Origin of the sequence: Dongia rigui (assembly GCF_034044635.1) — a bacterium.
Lineage (GTDB): Bacteria > Pseudomonadota > Alphaproteobacteria > Dongiales > Dongiaceae > Dongia > Dongia rigui.
In genome coordinates this window covers 571,973-593,596 of sequence record NZ_JAXCLX010000002.1, presented here as the reverse complement: position 1 = coordinate 593,596, position 21,624 = coordinate 571,973, and the positions used below count along the sequence as shown (strand labels likewise).

The following is a 21,624-nucleotide window of genomic DNA, read 5'->3' as shown; positions in this document are numbered from 1 at the left end:
CCAAGGATGCCCATTTGCCGCCTTAGCGGAGGGTTTGCCGGTGCCTGATAGCCGGGCGTTGATCGAAGCGAAACTTAGGGCCGAGATCCTGGAGCAGGAGATGGCGACGGTGATCGCGCCGGAAGGTCGTGACGCCGTGTCTGAAAAAGATGCCGCGACATTGTGTAGGCTAAGTATCAAAACACTTCAAAACCGGCGCACGCAACTTGATGAGCTTCTTCGGACCTTTCGTCGCGGGCGATATCGGTACGTGCGGATCTCTAGCATTGTCGAGTTCATTGGCCGCAACACCGAACAAGAATGATGTTCCCGATCGTTCCTTTCATGTTGCATGAGTCGATTGCATCATTCGCTGCAACCAGAGAGCTTGGAAGAGGCAAGAGATGACGGTCTTTAGGGTCGAAGGGAAAGGCCGGGCCGTTGTTCGGGCCATGCTCGCCATGATGCGCGCGAAGGGCGATCTGAATGAGGCGTTGCACGATGCGGCAAACAATTACGGACAGAGCAGCCGTGCTTTCGGGATCGTCAAGGCGATGGTCGGCGCCGCGACAAGCGAGTCCGGCCTATCAGCAGACGTCCGAGGTCAGCAAGAGGAGTTTTTTGAACTCGGCGATCGACGGTCGGTTCTGGGACAAATGCCAGGTCTTCGCCGCGTAGCGCCGCGCGTTCGTACTGTCCTAAATGCGTCGGCCTCAGTCGGCGCGTTCGTTGGCGAAGGCGGTGGCATTCCTCTGATTCGAGGTGACTTTCAGCCTAGTACGATTGTGCCTTTAAAGGTCGCGAGCCTGACCGTGGAAACAATTGAAGCGGTAAGAGCTGAAACAGTCGAAGGCGAAGAACAGTTTCAAAGTGATCTGATTCGCACAACGTCAGACGCGATCGACATCGCTTTTCTCGACGCCGCCAATTCAGGCACCCCTGGCGTGATCCCAGCAGCGATTACGAACGGCATCACACCAATAACAGTAGGTAGTGGCGATATCGAAGACATCGACCGGGCCATCGTTACCTCCATTGCCACAGCTGTCATACAGGGTGGCGATGCGAAGCGGCTCTGCATCCTGCTAAATCCAATCCTGGCCTTCTTTCTGCACAACCGCGGTGGATCGAAGTACGAAAACGTTGGCGTCAACGGTGGCGACATCGGTGGCGTTTCCGTTGTGACTTCGAATGCATCTCCACTGCGAGTTCCGGATCTTGGCTCAAGCGAACTACCGACCGAATTCAAAATCGTCGTTATAGACCCCGGCCTAATCGCCGTTACCACCGATGGCGGTGATTTCAAGGCCTCCGAGCAAGGTGCTGTCGAAATGAGAGATGATCCTGGCCAGAATGCGGCCGCCGCCGCCGGCCGTACGATGGTGAGTTTGTGGCAGAGCAATTTAATTGCCTTGCGGATGATTCGACGCATCGCGTGGAAACCGATTACACCGGCGGCGGTCGTCCTTGTTGACGGCATCTTCCCGGATCTGCCGTTCATACCGGCGAGCTAAGGAGTCGTCATGGTTAAGAAAACGACATTCGACCCAGAAGAGTTCGGCCGTAAGGTCGGCGAGCATCTGAAAGCTACCATGGCAGAAACTACGGCTGCACTGCGCGAAAGGTTGGCGGTTGCCGAGCATCGTATTGCCGAGCTCGAAGTCGCTTCGAAGGCTGCCAAGCCAGGCGGCGAATGACGGTACCGGAGCATCCTGCGGCCCGCGCCTTGCGTGAAGCCATGGCGGCGCTTCGGCCAACATTTGGCGACGTCGAACACGTTGCGTTAGAGGCGGCGGCCGACGGCTCGGTGGCCAAGTGCGTTCTCGTGCTCGGATGCCCCGGTGATGTTACGCCAATCGAAGTGCAGTTACCGCGTATAGACATGATGCAGCTGATTGCACTCCTGCGGCCGCAGGAGTGGAACGCCACATTTCACTGAAGAGTTCGCGGCCGGGTTTCTTCATGACCGACCGCGATAGCCGGCGGGATCGCACGCCGGCACAGCCGCCCGCCGCGATGGGCAGATGGCGGTTGGGTTGATGGTAGGGATGGCCCCGCGCGGGCAGCGGACCGCGCGGGGCTTCTATTGTCAGGACAGCCAAATCTACACTGGCGAATGATCTGGATCGAACTGGCGCCAGAAAGACATTGAGTCTAAGGCTAGCCCGAGGAAGTCCTGCACAAAGTGCTCACCCCCAGAGAACGTGTAGTCCTCATTCAGGAGATAGACAGGCTTGGGTTCTCCCGTCTCTGGGGCAGGGCGCAGTTCAATCAGATCCAGAGTCGCCGTCGCGGCTGCGTCCCCGAACTCGGGCCTATGGCTGTCGAGCTCCGGATGCTTCGCTGATATGCAAATAGTTTCCATGTAGCCAAGGGCTGGCTCCATTGCAAAAGCATACCGACGAAAGGCGGACAGCGACAGATGTTTCCAGCGCGGGTGATGCTGTAGCGTCGTATACCATTGCCATTCGGCAACATGGGAAATCGCTAGCGCAAAATTGACAATGTGGTCGATCTTGTCTTCGCGCCGGCTCGCCTCTTCATACCGCATAAGCTCCCGCTCTGCTTTGTCTAGCCAGGATCCCGGATCGTCTAAGCCGAAAATGCTGGGCCTAGCGTACCTTGCCATCTTGGACGCTTCAGAATTGCTGCCAAAAATTAAATGGTGGCATGCCGCCTGCATGCGCCAGCGCTTGTCGCAGACGTGCGGTGTCGAGGTGCGCCAACTCCGGATGCCGAACGCCAGTGAACGTCGGCGAGACCTCTCCTTCCGGTACCTTTGAGAGAGCGACGCAAGTCTGAGCGTGGGCGTACCAGCCGATCGCAAGAGACTGGATCGCACCAGCAAGCTGATACCGTTCCCAGTCCGTCGGCTCACGGCCTTGACCTTCTAGATGTTCAATGCGGGTCAAAATCGACCGGCCAACAACATCCTTCTTCACATCGTCCGCGTCGATCATAGCGCCCCACTCCATTGCTAACAGCAATCGCATCATGGCGCGGATCTTTGGTCAAGGTGACGGCGGACGCAGCGCCGCCCGCCGCCGGCCGACTGCTAGCTGGCCAAGCGCCGCAGCGCTGCGGCCTCTTTGGTCAGATCCGCAGCTACGGCCGATAGCACTTCGCCGCCGCCGCGCTTGGCAAGCGCCTTTGCGACCTCGTGGATGGTCTGAACAAGCTCGGCCCGGACGTGCTCGATGTCGGCCTTGACTTCAGCGGTTGTCAGGTTGGCTGCCATGATTTCTACCCCATAGATGCCGGCAAAGCGCCGGCGGCCCCGCGTGCATTTGCTCCGCGGCGCCACAATCTTCGATTGCCCGGTTGTCTCAAACCGATGTCGACTTTCGGGTATACCGACCTATTGAGTTCTCATGATGTTCTCGTTTAGGCTCTGCCCCAGATCGGGGAGGCGCCATGCCGGAACTACACGACAAGCACGGCGCGCCGAAGCTATGGGGGACACTACGCTGCCTCGTGCCCGGGTGTGGCGGCGAGCGCCTGATCGAGCCTGACCAAGCCGAGCGGCTGGCGCAGCGGCTCTCTGCCGGCATCGGGATCCGCTACTACCTTGCCCGCCTGAAATGCCGGAAGTGCGGCTTCAGAAACGCCTCCATTGCCTTCCATCTAGCCTATGCCGGTAAGCGGCCCTGGGACGATCGGCGCCAGCCTGGGGAACCGCGCAAGCAGTTTGCGCATGAGGGTGGAGATCCCCACATCGCGACGCCTGAGGAGGCTGCCAGGCACAAGGCGATCGGTGCGTTGCCTGTGATCGTCCGCGGGCGTGGCAGTCGGCGAAAGACAAAGTGATGGGGAGAGATTTCGCCTAGAGGGCGGAAAGGACCGCAATCAAAAAAAACACGGCGGCGGACGCTCCGGCGAAACGTGCGGCAATGCTATTCAAGCGATTGGCGGCTTTGGCGGCCCGCATCAACGCGTCCAGTTCCATTATCTTGGCGTTGAGATTTAGATGCCCCATGAACACATTGCCGTCAGAATCTGTTGGCAGCCCTGTCTCCACTGGAACCCGGGCCGACTTTTCCCATATGGCCGCAGACACAAACGCGAGTACGGCTCCGAGTACCGTCATCACCCCGATGACCGCATCTTTGGTTGGTCCATCGCGCAGCATCCAGACGAGCACTATGACGACCAAGACAACATCGGCACACGCAAATGCAAACTCTCGTTTGTTCATTTTGTCATCCCTAGTGCGATGCTAGTGGACCGATTGGCCGTCGCGCGGAGTTTGAGATCGAATGTCGACAATCGCCCGCAAGATCGCCTTCCAAGTTGCGTAGCCGTCGAGTTCGCCCTGCTCCAGCAGCCGATCGGCGCGCACGGCCGCGATCAGATCCGCCTCGGCGCCGTACTGGTCGCAGAGCAGCTTCGCGCAGCGCATGATGTCGATCGGCGAGGTCACTGACCGAAATATCTAAGGACCGTTCCAGGCAGATCTTCGAAGAAGCCCTGCTGATACCGGTAACGACCTTGTGCACCAGGTCCTAGCAGCGCTCGAAAGCGTTGATCCACGTTCGGATCTGGATCCAGTACGTGGAAAGTGCGCAGTGGCTGCCCCCCTGCAGTGCCCAAGGCATAGAGCATTTTAAAGAACCCGTCAGTCTCCGGCAAAGAGTACCCACAAACGAATATGTACTGCGCTTCATTCAAGTGCATTGCAGCGCCTTGCCAGACGCGGGCGAGTGAGCGTTGATGCTCACCTTTCTTCCATGTTGGCGGCACGATGACCGGATCAGAGGAAACGCCAGCAATCCCAATTTCGGCAGCCGATGTCTTAAGATTGGCATAAAAGTTAAGCGGAACTGTCTCTTCACCGACCCATCGAAGAGGGTCGATCGTTCGCATGAGGGCGTCCGGCATCAGAGGGATGACCTCGCCCGTTTCTTCTTTAGAGACCCAGTTAAGTGAGCCATGGAGCTTGAAGACTGGCACCCCTTGTCGTTGCTCCTCTCCCAACCCGTACTGTATGCCTCTTCCAAGCAACGAGAAGTCCAGGCCCAGATCGTAGTTGAAAGTGACGACAGAAATGCTGTGTCTGCCCCGGTCGATCTCACCAATCCGCTGCAACATATCCACGAAGCCGGCATACCCCGCGGCTTGCCCAATTCCGCGATTCGCGACAGGAAATCTCACAGATGCCGACAACGTCGCCGCAATGACCTTCTTCAAGCTGCTAAGAGCGTCGCCTGGGTTCTCGAAATTCCCCGGCATTCTTTGAAGTAATTCAGCCATCTCCAGAAGGGTGAACACACTCTCGATGTTCACCAAATCGAGGTTGGACTTTGAGTGCACAGCTTGCAGGACCTGAAGGGCATTAAAGACCCGCTGATAATGCGGCACATCTTCGGCAACTACCCTATGTGGATCGGCCCAGATATCACGAGCTCGATCAAGGAAGTCGCTCATTATTGGGGCACCGGCCGGCACCGAAGCTCCAGCCCCGAGGATGAAAACAATTTCGCTCAAGTTGATCCCGGCCCCAATAGAGATCAGATCTCAGTTTTGAAAAAAGCGTCCCAGTCGAAGGCGACCTCTTCCGTCTCGACATCTTCGTCATGCCAGCCAATTGCTGGGTCTCTTTGTTCTTTGATCGCACGGCCCACCACGATGCCCAAAATAGGAGGGAATCCTATTTCTTCGAGTTTCCGGTAGCACGCGACCATGTGGCTCCCGGTGGTCTGTACGTCATCATAGAGAACAACGGGGCCCTTCGGTTTCTCCATCACCACTAGATTGTCGAAGAGAAAGCTGGGATCCCTTGAGCCACCTTCGTGTGCTGGCTTCAATGCCGTCTTCCATCTGAGCGAAGAGACGGCGCACGCGCTTTCTCCAAGGCCCGCGGCAATAGCCTTGGCGTCAGCGTAGGTACGAAATTCGTCGTCGGACGATGAGACGGCGGAAGAATTCGGAATGGGCACAATGCAGAACTTATCTGCTACCGAGCTTTTCAGCTTCCGCGCTACTTCCTGTCTCATCACGGCGACGAGTTCGGTCACGTTCTGCTGATTGAAGGTTTTATTTTGACCGCCAACTTTTAGATTTAGGTAGCCTTTGATAGGCTTCCCCTTCATCGCCTTGATCATCTTGTTGGTGGTGTAGTCAACGCCGCGCCAAGTCAGTCCTTCGACTTCCGCGAGATAATATAGAAGCGACCAGACTTTAATTGGTCTGCTCATGGCCGATGGCTCTCACGATATCATCTACACGATCCAGAACGGCGGTCCTCGGTTGGTCCAAGAACGACTTGGGCCATTTCAAACCGGGATCCTCCACGGCGGAGCGAGCGATGAAGAGCCATCTACCAAGCCGCACGCACTCAGCGGCTTGGTGAAGGGTGCCGGACGAATCCGAAGCTTCAATAATGACGGTGGCATCGCTCAGCGCTGCCATCACCTTATTGCGCCTGGGGAAGTTAGCCGGAAATACGCGGCTCCCAACATCGAACTGGCTGACCAGAAGATGATGGTTATAGATTTCCTGTTGCAGCCAGGCATTCTCAGCCGGATAGGCCTTATCGAGCGGAGTGCCAATAACGGCGATAGTACGGCCGCCCGCCTCCAAAGCGCTGGAATGGGCGTTAGCATCCACGCCGGTGGCGAGGCCGGACACGACAACCACGCCCCTTTCAACCAACTCTCTGGCCAAACGGCGAGCGCGAGCGGCGCCTGCCGGCGAAACCTTTCTCGTGCCTACGATGGCAACACATGGCCGCTTAAGCAGGCTCAGATCGCCCGCGTAATGAATGGCAAGGTTCTTCGCCCCGTCGGGGTCCGACGGCGTTTTAAACAAATCTTCCGACTTTGCAGAACTCGCAGAACGGCCCGCGTAAGTAAGTAACTCCGCCAAGGACCGTGTTTCAGTATCCTGCGGTCCGAGATATCGATCAGATTGGGGAGGGCGTTGTGCCCTTCTTTTAACTGCCATGTTGAGCATCCTGCCCCCCCAAAACTTGGCACGCTACATACTGCTAAGTGTATTGCAAAATGCAACACGTGCCAATCAGAGACTTAAATTTATCAATGTGTTAGCGCCCACCGCAGATCTAGGATTCTAGAAAAAAACGTATTTTCAGCACCTTGAAAGGAGCAACTAACACAACCTGAATGCGAGCCACCATTGTCTGTTCCGACCGCAAGTGTGATGACAATGATCAACGCCTCTGTCGACTCGAACAGGCACTGATGCAAACGCGGTTCGCACTGCCAAGCCTCAAGGGCTTACGTCGTCTTTTTTCTCACCGTTACCCACACTGTTACCCTCGACGCGGATTTAACCGTCCAGGTCGGTCGAGGCGCAGTGTAAGGCATTGAAATAATGGTCGGAGCGACAGGATTTGAACCTGCGACCCCTAGACCCCCAGTCTAGTGCGCTACCAGGCTGCGCCACGCTCCGACGCTCGATCCGGGGTGCCCGCTGAGGGGGTCCGGGCATTGGCTGTGGGCGGGATAAATCCCGGAACCCAAGGGGGTGCCGAATGCGCGCCCTATATAGCGGCCCCATCCTCCCTGCGCAATGTAAAGAAGCCGGGCGGGGGCAAATAGTTAATGGGGAGGGAGGGCCTTCGCTCCCCCTCATCGTCATGCCCGGGCTTGGCCCGGGCATCCACGAGTTCCTTCAGTCGCGCGCAAACTCGTGGATCCCCGGGCCAAGCCCGGGGATGACGAAGTCATTTTGGTATGACCGGGTTTATTGAGGCGGGGGCATGGGGGCAGCGCCCCCATCTCCTAAATGAAAAAGCCCGGCACGAAGGCCCGGCTTTCCCTAAAAATTCAGAACAATCAGAACCGGCTCAGCCGAGGACCTTCCTCAGGCGGTCGCGCAGTTCTTCGAGTTCGGTGGTGATGGCCTTCACCTCGCGCATTTGGCGCTCGTCGAGGGTGGCGGCCTTGAAGAGCGGCAAATCCAGCATGGCGGCTGCCTGGCCGATCTTGGCGGCCATGGCCGGGTCGGTCGCGCCGTCGCCGGTCAATCCCGCCTCGGCGACCGTGTGGCCGTCGGCATGGCCATTGCCATGGGAGTCCGGACCCAGGCCCAAGGCTTCGACCTCGGCGAGATCAGCACCCAGGCGCAAAGCGCCCTCGCGGATCAGCTTCTGGACGCCCTTGATCGTATAGCCCTGGTCATAGAGCAGGCCGCGGATGGCGCGGAGCAAGTCCACGTCCTCCGGCCGGTAATAGCGGCGGCCACCGCCCCGCTTCATCGGCTTGATCTGCGGGAATTTGGTTTCCCAGAAGCGCAGCACGTGCTGCGGGACTTCGAGGTCGTCGGCGACTTCCGAAATGGTCCGGAAAGCGCCGGCGGCCTTTTCGACCCGGCGCGCATTCGCGCGGCGCTGGGCCGCGGCGTCGTGCTTGCCGCTCAAGGGGTCGCCCGCACCTCTGTCGGCGGCGGGAAGCCGTTCTGCCGACGAGCTCATGCTTTCTGCTCAGCGCCCTTGTTGACCCGGTCCTTCAAGACATGCGAGGCGCGGAACACGAGCACGCGCCGCGGCTTGATTGGAACCTCTTCGCCGGTCTTCGGGTTGCGGCCAACACGCTCGCCCTTGAGACGCACGAGGAAGCTGCCGAAGGACGAGATCTTGACGCTCTCGCCACGAACGAGTGCATGCGAAACTTCATCGAGCACGGTGTCAACCAGCTCGGCGGATTCGTTACGCGACAGGCCGACCTCTTGATAGACGGCTTCGGCCAGATGTGCGCGCGTGATGGTGTTACCCTTCATCTCCCCCGCCCTTCTTCTATTGTGCCCAACCCGACCGGCCCCCACGTCGATCGCGTTTAGTGGAAGGAGCGTATCGTTTACTCTGAAATCAGTCAATTAGAGAGCGACATTGATCCGCAATCATATGTGTGCGCCAAGCGGCAACAATGTCACGGAAGATTCAGTAGCGAATCAAGGCCGAACCCCAGGTGAAGCCACCACCCATAGCTTCCATGAGGACCAGCTGGCCGCGCTGGATGCGGCCGTCATTGACGGCTTCTGCCAATGCCAGGGGGATCGAGGCTGCAGATGTGTTGGCGTGGCGGTCGATGGTGACGACCACTTTCTCGGGCGGCAGTTTGAGCTTGCTGCCCATGCTGTCGATGATGCGCCGATTCGCCTGATGCGGCACCAGCCAATCCACATCATCGGGCGTGATGCCGGCCGAGGCGATGGCGGCATCGACCGCCGCTGCCAGATTGACGACCGCATGGCGGAAGACTTCTTTCCCTTCCATGTGGACGACGCCGGTCGTCTGTGTCGCCGACGGACCGCCATCGACATAGAGCTTGTCGTAATATGACCCGTCCGAAAAAAGATGCGTGCAAAGGATCCCCCGATCCTTCGAAGTGCCGTTGCCCTCGCCTGCCTCGAGCACGACAGCGCCAGCACCGTCGCCGAAAAGGACGCAGGTGTTCCGGTCCTTCCAGTCGAGGATGCGCGAGAAGGTCTCCGCGCCGATGACCAGGGCGCGATGCGCCTGCCCCACGCGAATGAAATTGTCGGCCGTCGCCAAAGCGTAGACGAAGCCCGAGCACACGGCCTGCACGTCCATCGCAAAGCCGCCCTTCATGCCGAGGCGCTGCTGCACCTTGGTGGCGGTCGCCGGAAAGGTATGGTCCGGGGTCGTCGTGGCCACCACCAGCATGTCGATATCGGCACCGCGCAGGCCCGCATGATGGAGCGCCTGCTCGGCGGCATGGACCGCGAGGTCGGAGGTCAGTTCGCCGGGCGCCGCGATATGGCGTTGGCGGATGCCGGTGCGCTGGGAAATCCAGTCGTCGGAGGTCTCGACTCGTCGGGCGAGTTCCGCATTGGTGAGGATTTCTTTGGGAAGGTAGCTGCCGGCGGAGAGAAGGAGGGATCTGCGGGCCATGGTCGATCTTCGCGATATGTGAACCGGGGATAGTCTCGCGCCGGAAAAAGCTTATTTAACAGATTGTTATTACAGATGGAATGCCGTTAAAGGGCCGCAGCGACAGCCTCGGCACCCGGGATTGCCATGAGTTGGGCAATGTCCTGCCGCATACGCTCCATGGCGTCATTCTGCACCATGTTTACTGCAACACCGATGGCATTGGCAAAGCCGTAGGAATCGGTGCCGCCATGGCTTTTGACGCAAATGCCGTTGAGACCCATCAAAATCGCCCCGTTATAGCGCCGTGGGTCGACCTGGGCCCGGAGGCCATTGAGGGCGGGCCTGGCGAAGAGATAGGCGATCTTGGACCACAGCGAGGCAGAGAAGGTCTGCTTCAGCCAATGGCCATAGAGCTTCACGGTACCTTCGATGGTCTTTAGCGCGATGTTGCCGGTGAAGCCGTCGGTGACCACGACATCGACCGTGCCCTTGGCGATATCGTCGCCTTCGACGAAGCCGACGAATTTGCCGGGCAGCGGCACGTCGCGCAGGATCGCCGCCGCAACCTTCACCGCATCATGGCCTTTGAGTTCCTCGGCACCGACATTGAGGATGCCCATGCTGGGCTGCTGCACGCCCAGCACCAGGCGCGCGAACACGTTCCCCATCACGGCAAACTGCACCAGATTGTTGGCATCGCATTGCACATTGGCGCCGAGATCGAGCATGACGCTCTCCGAGCGCATGGTCGGAAAGAACGAGGCGATCGCCGGCCGATCGATCCCAGGCATGGTCTTGAGGACGAACTTCGCCATCGCCATTAAGGCACCGGTATTGCCGGCGGAGACGCAGGCGCCGGCTTCGCCTGCATGGACGGCGTCGATGGCCAGGCGCATCGAGGATTGCCGGCCGGCGCGCAGCGCCTGGCTCGGCTTGTCGTCCATCGAGACGATGGAATCGGTATGGCGGATGGTGCTGACCTTGGCGAGTTCCGGCAGCGCATCAAGCATGGGCTTGAGGCGTGCCTCGTCACCGAACATCAGGAAATGCACGTTGGGGAAACGCTGGCGCGCGATATCTGCGCCCCTGACCACCATGTCAGGCGCGTTGTCGCCACCCATTGCGTCTAAAGATATAGCCAGGCTGGTGCTGCCCACCCGTCACTCCTTCCCGGCCATCATAGCAGCGGGTTCGGAGTTACGCTGCGTCCGCCTCAGTACCCTGCGCGACGACCTCACGGCCATCGTAATGGCCGCAGGAGCCACAGACGTGATGCGGGCGCTTCAGCTCGCCACAGTTCGAGCACTCGGCCGACGAACTGACCGTCAGCGCGTGGTGGCTGCGACGCATATCACGGCGCGACTTGCTGGTTTTCTTCTTGGGGACTGCCATGATCCACTCTCTTCACAAAAAAATAGCGGCGGCAAAAGCCGCCAATGGGCGGGTAGATATCGAAAATCCCCCAGGAACGCAAGGGGGCGCTGGCCCGAAACAATGCGTATTCGGGCAGTGCCCGAACCGACGGGGCCGGACCTATTTCTTCAGTTTATCAAGCCCGGCAAAGGGCTTGCGGGTAGCAGCCGGGGCCTCCAACTGGTGGATTTCCGCCGGACTAGGCGCAAATTCCTCAGGCACAACCGCCCCTTCCTTGCGGGGATAAGGGTCGAGCGCCAATGAGAGCTGCTCGGCAACCAGGGCGCCGAGGTCGATCTTGCCGTCCACAATCGGCTCCGGCGGGTCCGAATCGTCAAAATGGATGTCGATTTCGCTCAAGGCGGGCTCGGGTTCGGCATCTCCGAAAGTCAGGCGGAAATGCTCGCGGATTTGCGCCGGGACCGGTTCCAGGGTGATGACGCAGGTCTGCACGACCTCGCTTTCCAGATCGCCCGTGACCTCGACCAAGCCGGAAGCCAGGCGCCGCAGGTGGAGCGTCGCCACCAGCCGGTCGATCGCCTGCAACTCCAAAACCTCCGCCAGGGCGGTGCGCTCGGCAGGACCGGCCTCAAGCTGGCGCTCGGTCGCCCGGGGGCTCACTGAAGCCGCCTCGATCTGCCGCGAAAATACTGAAATATCAGCGCTATGCTCGCTCATTTTCAATCCAATTGGTAATTTTTGGCGTCCAAAGCGGGGGGTGACGGAAACTCGAAAATCCCGCGCTGGATTCGATCCAAGGGCTGGCGGTCGGCCAGTTCCTTGCCGCGCCGCAGGTAATCCGCCATGGCCCGCGCCGCCTCGGTGCTGGGCTCCGTTGTGCCATAGATGTTGCGCCGCAAGGCCGCTTCAAGGTCGAGCGGGCTGCCAGCCAGCGCCGTTTCATAGGCCCGGATCCGCCCCTGCAGCGCCTCGGTCATGACCCGGATGCGCTTGCCCACGCCGACATCCCCCGCCCCCAGCTGCCTCAGCGAGGCTTCGAGATCGAGGATCAGGGTGTCATAGAGCGCCTGGGCAAGTTGCGCCGCCCCGTCGCCTTGGCCGCGCAGCCGCTGGAAGATCAGAAAGGTATGCAGCACCACCATGTCGAAGCGACCATCGACCGAATCCGGCACGCCGAACTGCTCATAAAACACGCGGATGCGGGACTGGGCGACCAGCCGCTCGAACAGCTTGGCCGCGGTCAGCTTGTCCGAACCCGGCCCTTTGAGGACCTTGGCAATGAGATTGCCCAACGCCGATTGCGCCACGCCGTTACCCTTTCCAACTCGATCCCGCCCGGGTCCATCGCCGTACCCGCGCCTTGACGGCATCGGTGGGCGGTGCGAATTTGCCGCCCGAGCAGCTACCGGCCGCAGCCGGTCCCAACTTTCGAGGGGACCGTACTTTCGGGGCCGGGACGGTGCAACAGGTTTGGCAGTCCCTGGGATCATGCTTATGGCGCAACATCAGCCCCTCTTTTCCACTTGGCGCCCGGCGCGACGCCTTGTTCTGGCCGGTGCCTTGGGTGTGGGCATCCTGCTCGGCGGCTGCCAGCAGAAGATCCTGCAGCACGGCAATGTCCCGGATGAGGATCAGGTCGTGCAGATCTTGCCGGGCCAGGATGACAAGAACCGGGTCGAGCAGCTGCTGGGTTCCCCCTCCACCACAGGGACCTTCGGCGACGACACCTGGTATTACATCTCCAAGCGCACGGCCCAGACCGCCTTCTTCGATCCGGATACCATCGACCAGGGGGTGCTTGCCATCAGCTTCGACGCCCAGGGCATCGTCGAGGACATGAAGATCTATGACCAGACCGACGGCCGCTTGGTCGCCATGGTCGACCGCACCACGCCGACCCACGGCAATGAGCTGACGATCATCCAGCAGCTGCTTGGCAATTTCGGCCGCTTCAGCCCGGACAAGAGCGGCCCGAACACGGGTCCGACCGGCACCACCGGCGCGCCCGGCGGCGTCTGAAGCGGTTCTCGTTCCGGTTCAATCGGGCAGCGGAACGACAGGCTCCGGCCTGATCGCCAGCGTCGTGCCGATCGAGGCCGAGATAATGAGACCGATCGCCAGCCACTGCATCACAGGCAGTGCCTCATGGAGGATGACGAGCCCGGCCAGCGCGCCGATCGCGGGTTCCATGCTGGTGAGGGTGCCGTAGGTCTGTGGCGGCAGGCGCCGCAACGCCACCATTTCAAGGGCAAACGGAATGGCGCTCGACAGGGCCGCCACCAGCAATGCCGTCGGTAGCAAGGCGGGTGAGAGCAGCGCGATCCCCGCCTGGGCGACACCGAAAGGCAATACCACCAGCGCACCGATAATCATGCCGAGTGCCGGCGTAGCACTGCCCAGGGCATTGCCCGCACGCTTGCCGATGATGACATAAGTCCCCCACCCCGCCCCGGCGAGCAATGCGTAGAGGACGCCGATCGGGTCGAGCGCGTCGCTCGACGTATCGAGCGGCAGGAGCAGCAGCAAGCCGCAAGCCGCCAGCGCCACCCAAATGAGATCGATCCGGCGCCGCGAGGTGCAGACTGCCACCGCCAGCGGCCCGGTGAATTCGATCGCCGCAGCGATGCCGAGCGGAATGCGCGTGAGCGACATGTAGTAGCAGAGATTCATCAGCCCCAGCACGACGCCATAGAGTGCCAGGATCCGCCAATTGGCCCTGGAAATCCTGGCCCGCCATGGCCGCAGCACCAAGGTGAGCATCAGCGCGCCAAACCCTAAGCGCAAAGCCGTCGTCCCTTCTGCGCCCACGGCTGGGAACAGCGCCTTGGCAAAGGAGGCGCCGGCCTGGATCGACACCATGGCGACCAGCAAGGCGCCGATGGGAAGGAGAATGCTGGCGAGCTTCATGATAGGCGGTGGTCCGATCCGATTGCCGGGAGCGCCTTAAGTGCCGCCCGCAACCGCGCCCCGCAAGTGCCAGTTTCGCATGACCGGCAGAACCACCTGACGCCCAAAGAAAAAGCCCCGGCCGATCGCTCGGCCAGGGCTTGCTTCACTTACTGTAGCAAGATCAGTGGGCGAGTGCTGCCAAGAGCAACAGCGCCACGATGTTGGTGATCTTGATCATCGGGTTGACGGCGGGACCGGCAGTGTCCTTGTAGGGATCGCCGACCGTGTCGCCCGTCACCGCGGCCTTATGGGCGTCGGAGCCCTTGCCGCCGTGATGGCCGTCTTCGATGTACTTCTTCGCGTTATCCCAGGCGCCACCACCCGAGGTCATCTGGATGGCGACGAAGAGACCGGTGACGATGGTGCCGAGCAGCATCGCACCCAACGCGATGAAGCCTTCGGCCTGCCCCGCCACGATCGAGACGACGAAGTAGAGCACGATCGGCGCCGCCACCGGCAGCAAGGACGGAATGATCATTTCCTTGATCGCCGCGGTGGTCAGGAGGGCGACGGCCTTGCCGTATTCCGGCTTGGCGCGGCCTTCCATGATGCCGGGGATCTCCTTGAACTGACGACGCACTTCGATGACGACCGAACCCGCCGCACGACCCACCGCCATCATGCCCATGGCGCCGAACAGGAACGGCAGAGCGCCGCCGATGAACAGGCCGATGACCACATAGGGGTTGTTGAGTTCGAACTTGATCACGTCGGTGAGCTGCGGGAAGTAGTGCTTCAGATCCTCGGTATAGGCAGCAAACAGCACCAGGGCCGCGAGCGCCGCCGAACCGATGGCATAGCCCTTGGTCACGGCCTTCGTGGTGTTGCCGACCGCGTCGAGGGCATCCGTCACCTTGCGCACCTCGGGCGGCAGTTCCGACATTTCGGCGATGCCGCCGGCATTGTCGGTGACCGGGCCGTAAGCATCGAGGGCGACGACGATGCCCGCCAGCGACAGCATGGTCGTGGCGGCGATCGAGATGCCATAGAGACCGCCGAGGCTGTAGGCACCGACGATGGCGGCCGAGATGACCAGCACCGGCAGGGCGCAGGCTTCCATCGACACCGCCAGGCCCTGGATGATGTTGGTGGCATGGCCCGTGGTCGACGCCTGCGCCACCGACCGCACCGGACGATAGGCCGTCGAGGTGTAGTATTCGGTGATCCAGACCAGGAGGCCGGTGACGGCAAGACCGATCACGGCACACCACACGATGTTCATGCCGGTCAGCGTGCCTTCAATGAGGTCGAAGCCAACCACCTTGTTGACCAGGACCGCAATCAGCACGAGCGAGATGACGCTGGCGGCGATGAGGCCCTTATAGAGGGCCCCCATGATGTTGTTGCTGGACCCCAGCTTGATGAAGAACATGCCGATGACCGAGCCGATGACACTGGCACCGCAGATGAGGAGCGGCAGCAGCATCAGCTGTTCCTGGGCAGGCCCCGTGAAGAAGATCGAGGCCAGCAGCATGGTGGCAACCACCGTGACCGCGAAGGTTTCGAACAGATCGGCGGCCATGCCGGCACAATCGCCCACATTGTCGCCCACATTGTCGGCGATGACGGCGGGGTTGCGGGGATCATCTTCCGGGATACCGGCTTCGATCTTGCCGACGAGGTCGGCGCCGACATCGGCGCCCTTGGTGAAGATGCCGCCACCCAGACGCGCGAAGATCGAGATCAGCGACGCACCGAAGGAGAGGCCGACCAGCGCTTCCAGCATCGCGCGCATTTCGACGCCGGAATTCTTCAGGAAGGCATAGTAGCCGGCGACGCCGAGGAGGCCGAGGCCGACCACCAGCATGCCGGTGATGCCGCCCGATTTCGCCGCGACCGCGAGCGCGGGCGCGAGGCCCTTGCGCGCCGCTTCCGCGGTACGGACGTTGGCGCGAACCGACACATTCATGCCGACATAGCCCGTGACACCCGACAGCACGGCGCCGATGACGAAGCCCAGGGCCGACAGGCCCGAAAGGAAGAAGCCAAGAATGATGGCGACGACGATGCCGACCAGACCGATGGCGGTGTATTGCTTGTTGAGGTAAGCGCCGGCGCCTTCTTGAATGGCGGCGGCAATCTCTTGCATCCGCGCCGTACCGGCGCTCTCAGCGAGCACCGATTTGGTCGCCCAGGCGCCGTAGAGCAGCGCCAACACGCCGCAGGCAATCACGCCCCAAAGCCAGGAAGAGTCCATTCTTGTATCCCCTAATTAAGAATTTGAACGAGCACGCCGCCGCTTGGGGGTCGATCGAAGGCCTGGAACGAGGCGATCGAAGTCACCTGTGGCGATCATTTTTAGCGGGCGGACGATAAAGGAAGTGGCATGGCCTTGCAACCGAAGGGGGTCTAAACGGCTGGTTTTGGCTGGAATATACCCATAATTATGGGCGTCATCCCCAGGGATGACGAAGGGGGCCAATCATCCGAGTCGTCCCATGCGCAGGCCGGTTCTTCCCTGCCCCGGAACAGCACCGCGCAAAATCACCCCCCGATCAACAAGGACCGGACGCGATCGGCGGCATCTTCAAGGTCCCGGCGCGGCAATGCGGGGAAATCGGTACTGAAGAAACGGGTCATGCCATTGGGCAGTTTCTCCTCCACGATCTCGCCTCGGATCATCTGATCGTTGAGGGCGTCGCCGGCCCTGTGCGGCGCCAGATGAACGTGGAGATGCGGGATCCCATCGCCGAAGACGTAGACATAGACGAGTTCGGCCCCGGTAGCGTCCTTCAGTGCCGCCATGCAGCGGGCAATCGCCGGACCAAAGGTCGCCGCCTCGGCGCCATCGAGTTCATGGAGATACCGGATATGTCGCTTGGGTTCGAGATAGGCAAAGCCAGCGACCTCCGATGACAGGCTGACGGTCAGGCGCCAATGCGCGTCCTGCCAGACCTCGATGCGCTCCAATTCGTCATCGGCTGCGGCACCACGGCACAAAAGGCAGCTATCGGCTGTCATCCGGCTAAGGGCTTTCGTGCCCAAACCTGGGCGGGGCGCAATTCGCCCTTGTCGAGAACGACGGTGAGCGAACGCCAATCCTCGAGGAAATGCGCGCTGCCCTCTTCTCCCATCTCCGCCAACATCATCTCGGCCAGTTCGCCCTTCATGCGCGCCAACTCCTCATGCGCATCGGCGCGGTAACGCTCGGTGATATCGGTCAGGCGTATGTCGGTGAAGCCGGCGCCATGGATATGCTGCCCGTAAGCGGCAAGCGTCACCAGATGATAGGTGAGGCCTTCCATCTTGAAAAAGTACGCCATGTCGGGGCCATAGGGGCCGGGCGCCTTCATCCAATCCCCGGCCGCCAGGCGCCCGCCGGGCTTCAACACGCGGTAGACTTCGGCAAAATGCGCATCCTTGTCCGGAATGTGCAGCCAGGCATCCTTGCCGAAGACGACGTCGAAGGAAGCATCCGCAAAGGGCAGCGGGCCGGGTTCGACCAATTGAATATCGATGCGATTGGCAAGACCCGAGCGGCGAATGCGGTCCTGCCCCAGCTTGGCGATCAGCGGTGCCACATCGATCCCGGTCACATGCGCCGCTCCCAGCGTCAGCAACACTTGGTCGAGCCCGCCAAGCCCGCAGCCGATATCGAGCACGCGCTTGCCGGTGAGGTCGAGCCCGCCCGCGATCTCGCGCACGGCCTGCGGCCCGCCCGGCGACAAATACCCCTCGCCCCAGATCATCTGCAGCAGGGTCAGCATCCGGTCGTCATATTCCTCATGCGCGTCGGTCATGCTGGCGGTCCCTCCTCTGGTCTCTACCCGTCAAGCCCGTGCCAGACTTAACGACGCCGTCATGCCCGGGCTTGACCTGGGCATCCACTCTCGCAGGCGGCACTAGTGGATCCCCGGGTCCCCGCCGACGCATGTCGGCATGCGCTAACAGGGCCCGGGGATGACGCGGCATTAAATGGCAACCACCCGCTCCCGCCGCCAACCGACCAGCAGGGCCGCGGCAATCAGCGCCACCGGCACGATGGCCCCGCGCAGCACCCAATCCCAACCGAAGGCCTGCTCGACTGTCCCCGCGATGAAGGAACAGAGTGCGACGCAGGAAAAGACCATGCAATCGTTGAAGGCCTGGATCTTGGCGCGTTCCGACGGGCGGTAGCATTTGGTCAACTGCGAGGTGCCGGCGACATAAAGGAAGTTCCACCCCAGGCCCAGCAACACCAGCGCCAGCCAGAAATGATGGATGTCGATACCCGCCATGCCGATGCCGAGGCAGCCGACATAGCACAGCACACCCGCCCCCATGACGCGGTACTCGCCGAATTTCTTGATGATATGACCGGTGACGAAGCTTGGCGCGAACATCGCCAGTACATGGCCCTGGATGACGAAGGCGATGCCGGTCTTCAGTTCGAACCCGCAAAACGTCATGGCGAGCGGCGTCGCCGTCATGACGAAGGACATGACACCGTAACCCAGCATCGCGGCAATGATGGCGGACAGCGCCCGCGGCTGCAGCACGATCTCCTTGAGCGGCCGGACAGGCTGCGTTTTGTGGAGCGCCGGCCCGTGGGCGATTTGTGGCAGATGCAAGGGCAGCAGCAGGATCACCACCAGGACGGAGAGGCCGATGATGAAGACGAAACCGCCGGTGAAGATGTGTGGGCTGAAAAGTTCCTGGCCGACCCGCGCGAGATAGGGCCCCATCACGGCCGAGATCACGCCGCCGGCCATGACCAGCGAGATCGCCTTGGGCCGGAAGGCTTCATCCGACGCTTCCGCTGCGGCAAAGCGATAGAACAAGGTGAAGGCGGCCGACACGCCAAAGATGGTGTTACCGAAGGCAAACAGCCAGAAGCTCGCCACATATGTGGCGCCTGCCATGATCAGCCCGCCGATGATGCCAATCAGCGCGCCGACCATGAATCCGCGCTTCCGGCCCACGCGCTTCATCAGGAACGACGCCGGAAAGGTCGTCAGCATGGTGGCGACGAATTGGAAGGCCAGCGGGACCGTCGCCCAGCCCTTATGCTCGGCCAGCATCTGACCGGTGAGGCCGGACGTCACGATCATGATCGAGTTGCAGATCATGGCCGTCGCCTGAGCCAGCGCCAGAACGAAGACGGCGCGATGCGCCCCGGCCGTGGTGGGTGCCGCAGCGCCGTCGGTGCTCATTTGTAGATCTGCATGTCCTTGATATAGATCTTGTTGATCATGCCCTTGCCGAACCGGGCTTCGACCGCCTTGGTCAAGCGCTCCTCAAGATAGGGGCGTTGGAAACCGCCCTGCTCCACCATCTTGCGCGGCAGGATGCCATGCAGTTCCGTGTTCACGGCATCGAAGAGGCGCGGCATGCGCTCCTCGACCTTCTTCTGCTTCTCCGCGTCGTCGAATACCACGGTGATCAGGAAGTCGATGCGCTGTGTCGATTTGTTGCCGTTGATGATGGCGATCGAGGTCAAGGGCAGGTCGATCTGGGTCAGGACCGGCGGCGGGGGCGGCGGTTCCTCGGCCTGCGCATTTTCATCCTTGGGCTTCAGGAAATACCACCAGACAGCCGCAGCGCCGCCACCGAGCAGAAGCAGAATGACCAAAAGGATGATGAGCTTCTTCATGCCCTAATCGATTTTGCGCCAAAAAATGCCATATTCGCCCAGCAGGTTACCGGGGACAGGTTAAGCGCCACTCTACACGAACCCACTGATTCCCCAAAAGCAGAGGATTTTCATGACCATAGGGGCCGTCATCTTCGACTTCGGCAATGTTCTCGTCGGCTGGGATCCGGAGAATCTCTATCGCCGACTCATTCCCGATGCGAAAGCGCGCAAGGCCTTCCTGACCGAGATCTGCACGCCCGCCTGGAACCTGGAACAGGATCGCGGCCGTTCTTGGGCAGACGCCATCGCCCTGCTGGTCGACCAGCACCCCCAGCACGAAGAGTATATCCGCGCCTTTCACGAACAATGGGACGAGATGGTCTCCGGTCCCGTCGCGGAAGGCCATGACATCCTCGAGCGTGTCCTCGAAGCCGGCATTCCAGCCTATGGCCTCACCAACTGGTCAGCCGAGACCTATGAGACCGGCGCCCATCACCTGCCCTTCACCAAGCGCCTCAAATACGTGGCCGTGTCGGGCCACCTCAAGATGGTGAAGCCGGATCCCGAGATCTACCACCACCTCCTGGAAAAGATCGCGCTGCCACCCCAGCAATGCGTCTTCATCGACGACAACGCCCACAACATCGAAGCCGCCGACCGCATCGGCATCAAGACCGTGCATTTCAAGAATGACGGCACGGCACTGGCGCAGTTGCGGAAGCTGGGCGTGGGGATCTGACCAATTAAGTCCGTCATCCCCGCACTTGGCCCGCGCATGACGAACTCATCCTCAGCCTATTTGGCATCCCCGCGAAAGCGGGGATCCATTCCTCCGCCCGCTCGATCTCGCCGACAATGCCATGGATCCCCGCTTGCGCGGGGATGACCGTGAGGGGGTGGCACGGCTGGGTTCGTTGTCACCCGACTAGAAGTGGCGAAAGCCCTTTTGTGCCAATTCGAGCGCAGCGCCGTCGCGGTCCACGACGGTGACGCCTTTGCCAGCCGCGATCTCGCCGATCGCCGTCAGCGGCATGTCGAGTTCGGCGGCGATGCCGAGCAGGTCCGGCACATCGGCGGCGGAAGCGGTGAGCAGCAATTCGTAATCGTCGCCGCCGGTCAGGATCAGCGGCAGCCAACCCATGTCATCGGCGAGGATGGCCGCGGCCGCTTCGGAAACAGGCACCGCGCTGGCCCGCAAGGTCGCAGCGACCTTCGACGCATCGGTGATATGCGTAAGATCGGCGACGAGGCCATCCGAGACATCCATCATCGCGTGGACCTTGCCGCTTTCCATCAGCGCACGGCCGAGATCGACGCGCGGTTGCGGCAAGTGATAGCGGTTGGAAAGGAAGCGGCGATGACTTTCCTCGAGCCCTAAGAAATCGTGGCGCAGGACTTTGAGGCCGAGGGCGCCATCGCCGATGGAGCCGGATACCAGAACGATATCGCCGGGCTTGGCACCGTTGCGGCGCGGGGCGCGGCCCACCGGAACGGTACCGATGGCCGTCAGCGACAGGCTGAGCGGCCCGGGTGTAGCCACCGTATCGCCACCCATCAAGCCGATGCCGAACTCGTCCTGGTCGGCGGCGAGGCCCTGGCAGAACTGCGCCACCCAAGCCTCATCGATGTCAGGTGAGAAGGCTGTCGTCATCAGATAGCCGACGGGCTTTGCACCCTTGGCGGCGAGATCGGAGAGGTTCACCCGCAGCATCTTGCGGGCGATGAGGTCGGCCGGATCGTCGGGCAGGAAATGGATGCCGGCGACCAGCGCATCGGCGGTGAGGACCAGTTCCTCGCCGGCCCCCGGACGCCAGGTGCAGGTATCGTCCTCAAGGCCCACCGCCCCCGCCATCCGTGCGGCGAGCGGCTTGAAATAGCGGGCGATGAGGTCGAATTCCCCCAGCATGCGGGG

The 21,624-nt window shown here is 61.2% G+C and carries 29 protein-coding genes and 1 tRNA gene; 7 read left to right on the top strand and 23 right to left on the bottom strand.

The genetic code is table 11. The features are described 5' to 3' along the window. Positions 1-40 precede the first annotated feature (40 nt). The 4 genes from SMD31_RS14305 (at position 41) to SMD31_RS14290 (ending at position 1,918) form a co-directional block, all read left to right on the top strand. Positions 41-304 carry a hypothetical protein gene (locus SMD31_RS14305; RefSeq protein WP_320501576.1) on the top strand — a complete coding sequence of 88 codons (264 nt, stop codon included), beginning with the start codon at positions 41-43 and terminating at the stop codon, positions 302-304. 79 nt (positions 305-383) lie between these two features. Continuing rightward, positions 384-1,493: a hypothetical protein gene (locus SMD31_RS14300; protein WP_320501575.1), complete on the top strand. Its 1,110-nt coding sequence runs from the start codon at positions 384-386 to the stop codon at positions 1,491-1,493. Between the two features lie 9 nt (positions 1,494-1,502). Continuing rightward, positions 1,503-1,676, top strand: coding sequence for a hypothetical protein (locus SMD31_RS14295; RefSeq protein WP_320501574.1), 174 nt, complete (start codon positions 1,503-1,505; stop codon positions 1,674-1,676). Next, complete coding sequence (locus tag SMD31_RS14290; protein ID WP_320501573.1) at positions 1,673-1,918, top strand: hypothetical protein; 246 nt, start codon at positions 1,673-1,675, stop codon at positions 1,916-1,918. The genes SMD31_RS14295 and SMD31_RS14290 overlap by 4 nt, the downstream gene beginning before the upstream one ends. A 165-nt stretch (positions 1,919-2,083) precedes the next feature. On the opposite strand, the gene SMD31_RS14285 is transcribed toward SMD31_RS14290, so the two are convergent. The 3 genes from SMD31_RS14285 to SMD31_RS14275 all read right to left on the bottom strand — a co-directional run bounded on the left by SMD31_RS14285 (position 2,084) and on the right by SMD31_RS14275 (position 3,217). Then, complete coding sequence (locus SMD31_RS14285; protein ID WP_320501572.1) at positions 2,084-2,530, bottom strand: hypothetical protein; 447 nt, start codon at positions 2,528-2,530, stop codon at positions 2,084-2,086. A gap of 88 nt (positions 2,531-2,618) precedes the next feature. Further along, positions 2,619-2,975 (bottom strand): hypothetical protein, encoded by a 357-nt coding sequence (locus tag SMD31_RS14280; protein WP_320501571.1) that lies wholly within the window; start codon positions 2,973-2,975, stop codon positions 2,619-2,621. Between the two features lie 59 nt (positions 2,976-3,034). Then, positions 3,035-3,217, bottom strand: coding sequence for a hypothetical protein (locus SMD31_RS14275; protein ID WP_320501570.1), 183 nt, complete (start codon positions 3,215-3,217; stop codon positions 3,035-3,037). A gap of 176 nt (positions 3,218-3,393) precedes the next feature. Here SMD31_RS14275 and SMD31_RS14270 point away from each other — a divergent pair, with 176 nt between their 5' ends. Beyond that, positions 3,394-3,786 (top strand): hypothetical protein, encoded by a 393-nt coding sequence (locus tag SMD31_RS14270; RefSeq protein WP_320501569.1) that lies wholly within the window; start codon positions 3,394-3,396, stop codon positions 3,784-3,786. 16 nt (positions 3,787-3,802) lie between these two features. Here SMD31_RS14270 and SMD31_RS14265 read toward each other — a convergent pair whose 3' ends face one another. From SMD31_RS14265 to SMD31_RS14205, 13 genes are all read right to left on the bottom strand, one after another. Beyond that, positions 3,803-4,174 (bottom strand): hypothetical protein, encoded by a 372-nt coding sequence (locus SMD31_RS14265; protein WP_320501568.1) that lies wholly within the window; start codon positions 4,172-4,174, stop codon positions 3,803-3,805. Positions 4,175-4,195: 21 nt separating this feature from the next. Beyond that, positions 4,196-4,399 carry a hypothetical protein gene (locus tag SMD31_RS14260; RefSeq protein WP_320501567.1) on the bottom strand — a complete coding sequence of 68 codons (204 nt, stop codon included), beginning with the start codon at positions 4,397-4,399 and terminating at the stop codon, positions 4,196-4,198. Further along, a complete protein-coding gene (locus SMD31_RS14255) occupies positions 4,396-5,463 on the bottom strand; it encodes a hypothetical protein (protein ID WP_320501566.1) in 1,068 nt (355 codons plus the stop codon). The genes SMD31_RS14260 and SMD31_RS14255 overlap by 4 nt, the downstream gene beginning before the upstream one ends. Positions 5,464-5,486: 23 nt before the next feature. Continuing rightward, complete coding sequence (locus SMD31_RS14250; protein ID WP_320501565.1) at positions 5,487-6,173, bottom strand: hypothetical protein; 687 nt, start codon at positions 6,171-6,173, stop codon at positions 5,487-5,489. Continuing rightward, positions 6,157-6,921: a DNA-processing protein DprA gene (locus tag SMD31_RS14245; RefSeq protein WP_320501564.1), complete on the bottom strand. Its 765-nt coding sequence runs from the start codon at positions 6,919-6,921 to the stop codon at positions 6,157-6,159. The genes SMD31_RS14250 and SMD31_RS14245 overlap by 17 nt, the downstream gene beginning before the upstream one ends. Before the next feature lie 391 nt (positions 6,922-7,312). Next, positions 7,313-7,389 (bottom strand) — tRNA-Pro (locus SMD31_RS14240). 397 nt (positions 7,390-7,786) lie between these two features. Next, a complete protein-coding gene (locus tag SMD31_RS14235; protein WP_320501563.1) occupies positions 7,787-8,413 on the bottom strand; it encodes a MerR family transcriptional regulator in 627 nt (208 codons plus the stop codon). Then, positions 8,410-8,718 carry an integration host factor subunit alpha gene (locus tag SMD31_RS14230; RefSeq protein ID WP_320501562.1) on the bottom strand — a complete coding sequence of 103 codons (309 nt, stop codon included), beginning with the start codon at positions 8,716-8,718 and terminating at the stop codon, positions 8,410-8,412. Before SMD31_RS14230 ends, SMD31_RS14235 begins: the two co-directional genes overlap by 4 nt. A gap of 160 nt (positions 8,719-8,878) precedes the next feature. Further along, on the bottom strand, positions 8,879-9,853 hold the full coding sequence (locus SMD31_RS14225; protein WP_320501561.1) for a beta-ketoacyl-ACP synthase III: 975 nt from the start codon (positions 9,851-9,853) through the stop codon (positions 8,879-8,881). Positions 9,854-9,939: 86 nt separating this feature from the next. Continuing rightward, the gene (plsX, locus tag SMD31_RS14220) at positions 9,940-10,992 is read right to left on the bottom strand and encodes a phosphate acyltransferase PlsX (RefSeq protein WP_320501560.1); all 1,053 of its coding nucleotides are present in this window, start codon (positions 10,990-10,992) and stop codon (positions 9,940-9,942) included. A 40-nt stretch (positions 10,993-11,032) separates the two neighbouring features. Next, complete coding sequence (rpmF, locus tag SMD31_RS14215) at positions 11,033-11,227, bottom strand: 50S ribosomal protein L32 (protein ID WP_320501559.1); 195 nt, start codon at positions 11,225-11,227, stop codon at positions 11,033-11,035. A gap of 141 nt (positions 11,228-11,368) precedes the next feature. Next, positions 11,369-11,926 carry a YceD family protein gene (locus SMD31_RS14210; protein ID WP_320501558.1) on the bottom strand — a complete coding sequence of 186 codons (558 nt, stop codon included), beginning with the start codon at positions 11,924-11,926 and terminating at the stop codon, positions 11,369-11,371. Positions 11,927-11,928: 2 nt separating this feature from the next. Continuing rightward, the gene (locus SMD31_RS14205) at positions 11,929-12,516 is read right to left on the bottom strand and encodes a ubiquinol-cytochrome C chaperone family protein (protein WP_320501557.1); all 588 of its coding nucleotides are present in this window, start codon (positions 12,514-12,516) and stop codon (positions 11,929-11,931) included. A 187-nt stretch (positions 12,517-12,703) separates the two neighbouring features. On the opposite strand from SMD31_RS14205, the gene SMD31_RS14200 reads away from it, so the two are divergent. Further along, positions 12,704-13,228, top strand: coding sequence for an outer membrane protein assembly factor BamE (locus tag SMD31_RS14200; RefSeq protein ID WP_320501556.1), 525 nt, complete (start codon positions 12,704-12,706; stop codon positions 13,226-13,228). An 18-nt stretch (positions 13,229-13,246) separates the two neighbouring features. Here SMD31_RS14200 and SMD31_RS14195 read toward each other — a convergent pair whose 3' ends face one another. From SMD31_RS14195 to SMD31_RS14170, 6 genes are all read right to left on the bottom strand, one after another. Further along, complete coding sequence (locus tag SMD31_RS14195; RefSeq protein ID WP_320501555.1) at positions 13,247-14,116, bottom strand: EamA family transporter; 870 nt, start codon at positions 14,114-14,116, stop codon at positions 13,247-13,249. 163 nt (positions 14,117-14,279) lie between these two features. Further along, entirely contained in the window at positions 14,280-16,355 is a 2,076-nt protein-coding gene (locus tag SMD31_RS14190; protein ID WP_320501554.1) for a sodium-translocating pyrophosphatase, read from the bottom strand. Positions 16,356-16,642: 287 nt separating this feature from the next. Further along, complete coding sequence (locus tag SMD31_RS14185; protein ID WP_320501553.1) at positions 16,643-17,119, bottom strand: HIT family protein; 477 nt, start codon at positions 17,117-17,119, stop codon at positions 16,643-16,645. Continuing rightward, the gene (locus SMD31_RS14180) at positions 17,116-17,898 is read right to left on the bottom strand and encodes a methyltransferase domain-containing protein (protein ID WP_320501552.1); all 783 of its coding nucleotides are present in this window, start codon (positions 17,896-17,898) and stop codon (positions 17,116-17,118) included. The genes SMD31_RS14185 and SMD31_RS14180 overlap by 4 nt, the downstream gene beginning before the upstream one ends. Before the next feature lie 171 nt (positions 17,899-18,069). Continuing rightward, entirely contained in the window at positions 18,070-19,290 is a 1,221-nt protein-coding gene (locus tag SMD31_RS14175) for an MFS transporter (RefSeq protein ID WP_320501551.1), read from the bottom strand. Continuing rightward, the gene (locus SMD31_RS14170; protein ID WP_320501550.1) at positions 19,287-19,730 is read right to left on the bottom strand and encodes a hypothetical protein; all 444 of its coding nucleotides are present in this window, start codon (positions 19,728-19,730) and stop codon (positions 19,287-19,289) included. Before SMD31_RS14170 ends, SMD31_RS14175 begins: the two co-directional genes overlap by 4 nt. A 112-nt stretch (positions 19,731-19,842) precedes the next feature. On the opposite strand from SMD31_RS14170, the gene SMD31_RS14165 reads away from it, so the two are divergent. Beyond that, positions 19,843-20,451: an HAD family hydrolase gene (locus SMD31_RS14165; protein ID WP_320501549.1), complete on the top strand. Its 609-nt coding sequence runs from the start codon at positions 19,843-19,845 to the stop codon at positions 20,449-20,451. Positions 20,452-20,637: 186 nt separating this feature from the next. Here SMD31_RS14165 and thiL read toward each other — a convergent pair whose 3' ends face one another. Next, positions 20,638-21,618: a thiamine-phosphate kinase gene (thiL, locus tag SMD31_RS14160; protein WP_320501548.1), complete on the bottom strand. Its 981-nt coding sequence runs from the start codon at positions 21,616-21,618 to the stop codon at positions 20,638-20,640. Between the last annotated feature and the right edge of the window lie 6 nt (positions 21,619-21,624).

Coding starts and splice junctions, on each gene's coding strand:
- SMD31_RS14280 (WP_320501571.1), bottom strand. CDS start 2,975: ATGATGCGATTGCTGTTAGCAATGGAGTGGGGCGCTATGATCGACGCG.
- rpmF (WP_320501559.1), bottom strand. CDS start 11,227: ATGGCAGTCCCCAAGAAGAAAACCAGCAAGTCGCGCCGTGATATGCGT.
- SMD31_RS14275 (WP_320501570.1), bottom strand. CDS start 3,217: ATGGCAGCCAACCTGACAACCGCTGAAGTCAAGGCCGACATCGAGCAC.
- SMD31_RS14200 (WP_320501556.1), top strand. CDS start 12,704: ATGGCGCAACATCAGCCCCTCTTTTCCACTTGGCGCCCGGCGCGACGC.
- SMD31_RS14175 (WP_320501551.1), bottom strand. CDS start 19,290: ATGAGCACCGACGGCGCTGCGGCACCCACCACGGCCGGGGCGCATCGC.
- SMD31_RS14210 (WP_320501558.1), bottom strand. CDS start 11,926: ATGAGCGAGCATAGCGCTGATATTTCAGTATTTTCGCGGCAGATCGAG.
- SMD31_RS14265 (WP_320501568.1), bottom strand. CDS start 4,174: ATGAACAAACGAGAGTTTGCATTTGCGTGTGCCGATGTTGTCTTGGTC.
- SMD31_RS14295 (WP_320501574.1), top strand. CDS start 1,503: ATGGTTAAGAAAACGACATTCGACCCAGAAGAGTTCGGCCGTAAGGTC.
- SMD31_RS14195 (WP_320501555.1), bottom strand. CDS start 14,116: ATGAAGCTCGCCAGCATTCTCCTTCCCATCGGCGCCTTGCTGGTCGCC.
- thiL (WP_320501548.1), bottom strand. CDS start 21,618: ATGCTGGGGGAATTCGACCTCATCGCCCGCTATTTCAAGCCGCTCGCC.
- SMD31_RS14230 (WP_320501562.1), bottom strand. CDS start 8,718: ATGAAGGGTAACACCATCACGCGCGCACATCTGGCCGAAGCCGTCTAT.
- SMD31_RS14235 (WP_320501563.1), bottom strand. CDS start 8,413: ATGAGCTCGTCGGCAGAACGGCTTCCCGCCGCCGACAGAGGTGCGGGC.
- SMD31_RS14270 (WP_320501569.1), top strand. CDS start 3,394: ATGCCGGAACTACACGACAAGCACGGCGCGCCGAAGCTATGGGGGACA.
- SMD31_RS14250 (WP_320501565.1), bottom strand. CDS start 6,173: ATGAGCAGACCAATTAAAGTCTGGTCGCTTCTATATTATCTCGCGGAA.
- SMD31_RS14170 (WP_320501550.1), bottom strand. CDS start 19,730: ATGAAGAAGCTCATCATCCTTTTGGTCATTCTGCTTCTGCTCGGTGGC.
- SMD31_RS14225 (WP_320501561.1), bottom strand. CDS start 9,853: ATGGCCCGCAGATCCCTCCTTCTCTCCGCCGGCAGCTACCTTCCCAAA.
- SMD31_RS14190 (WP_320501554.1), bottom strand. CDS start 16,355: ATGGACTCTTCCTGGCTTTGGGGCGTGATTGCCTGCGGCGTGTTGGCG.
- SMD31_RS14300 (WP_320501575.1), top strand. CDS start 384: ATGACGGTCTTTAGGGTCGAAGGGAAAGGCCGGGCCGTTGTTCGGGCC.
- SMD31_RS14185 (WP_320501553.1), bottom strand. CDS start 17,119: ATGACAGCCGATAGCTGCCTTTTGTGCCGTGGTGCCGCAGCCGATGAC.
- SMD31_RS14165 (WP_320501549.1), top strand. CDS start 19,843: ATGACCATAGGGGCCGTCATCTTCGACTTCGGCAATGTTCTCGTCGGC.
- SMD31_RS14285 (WP_320501572.1), bottom strand. CDS start 2,530: ATGCGGTATGAAGAGGCGAGCCGGCGCGAAGACAAGATCGACCACATT.
- SMD31_RS14290 (WP_320501573.1), top strand. CDS start 1,673: ATGACGGTACCGGAGCATCCTGCGGCCCGCGCCTTGCGTGAAGCCATG.
- SMD31_RS14245 (WP_320501564.1), bottom strand. CDS start 6,921: ATGGCAGTTAAAAGAAGGGCACAACGCCCTCCCCAATCTGATCGATAT.
- SMD31_RS14180 (WP_320501552.1), bottom strand. CDS start 17,898: ATGACCGACGCGCATGAGGAATATGACGACCGGATGCTGACCCTGCTG.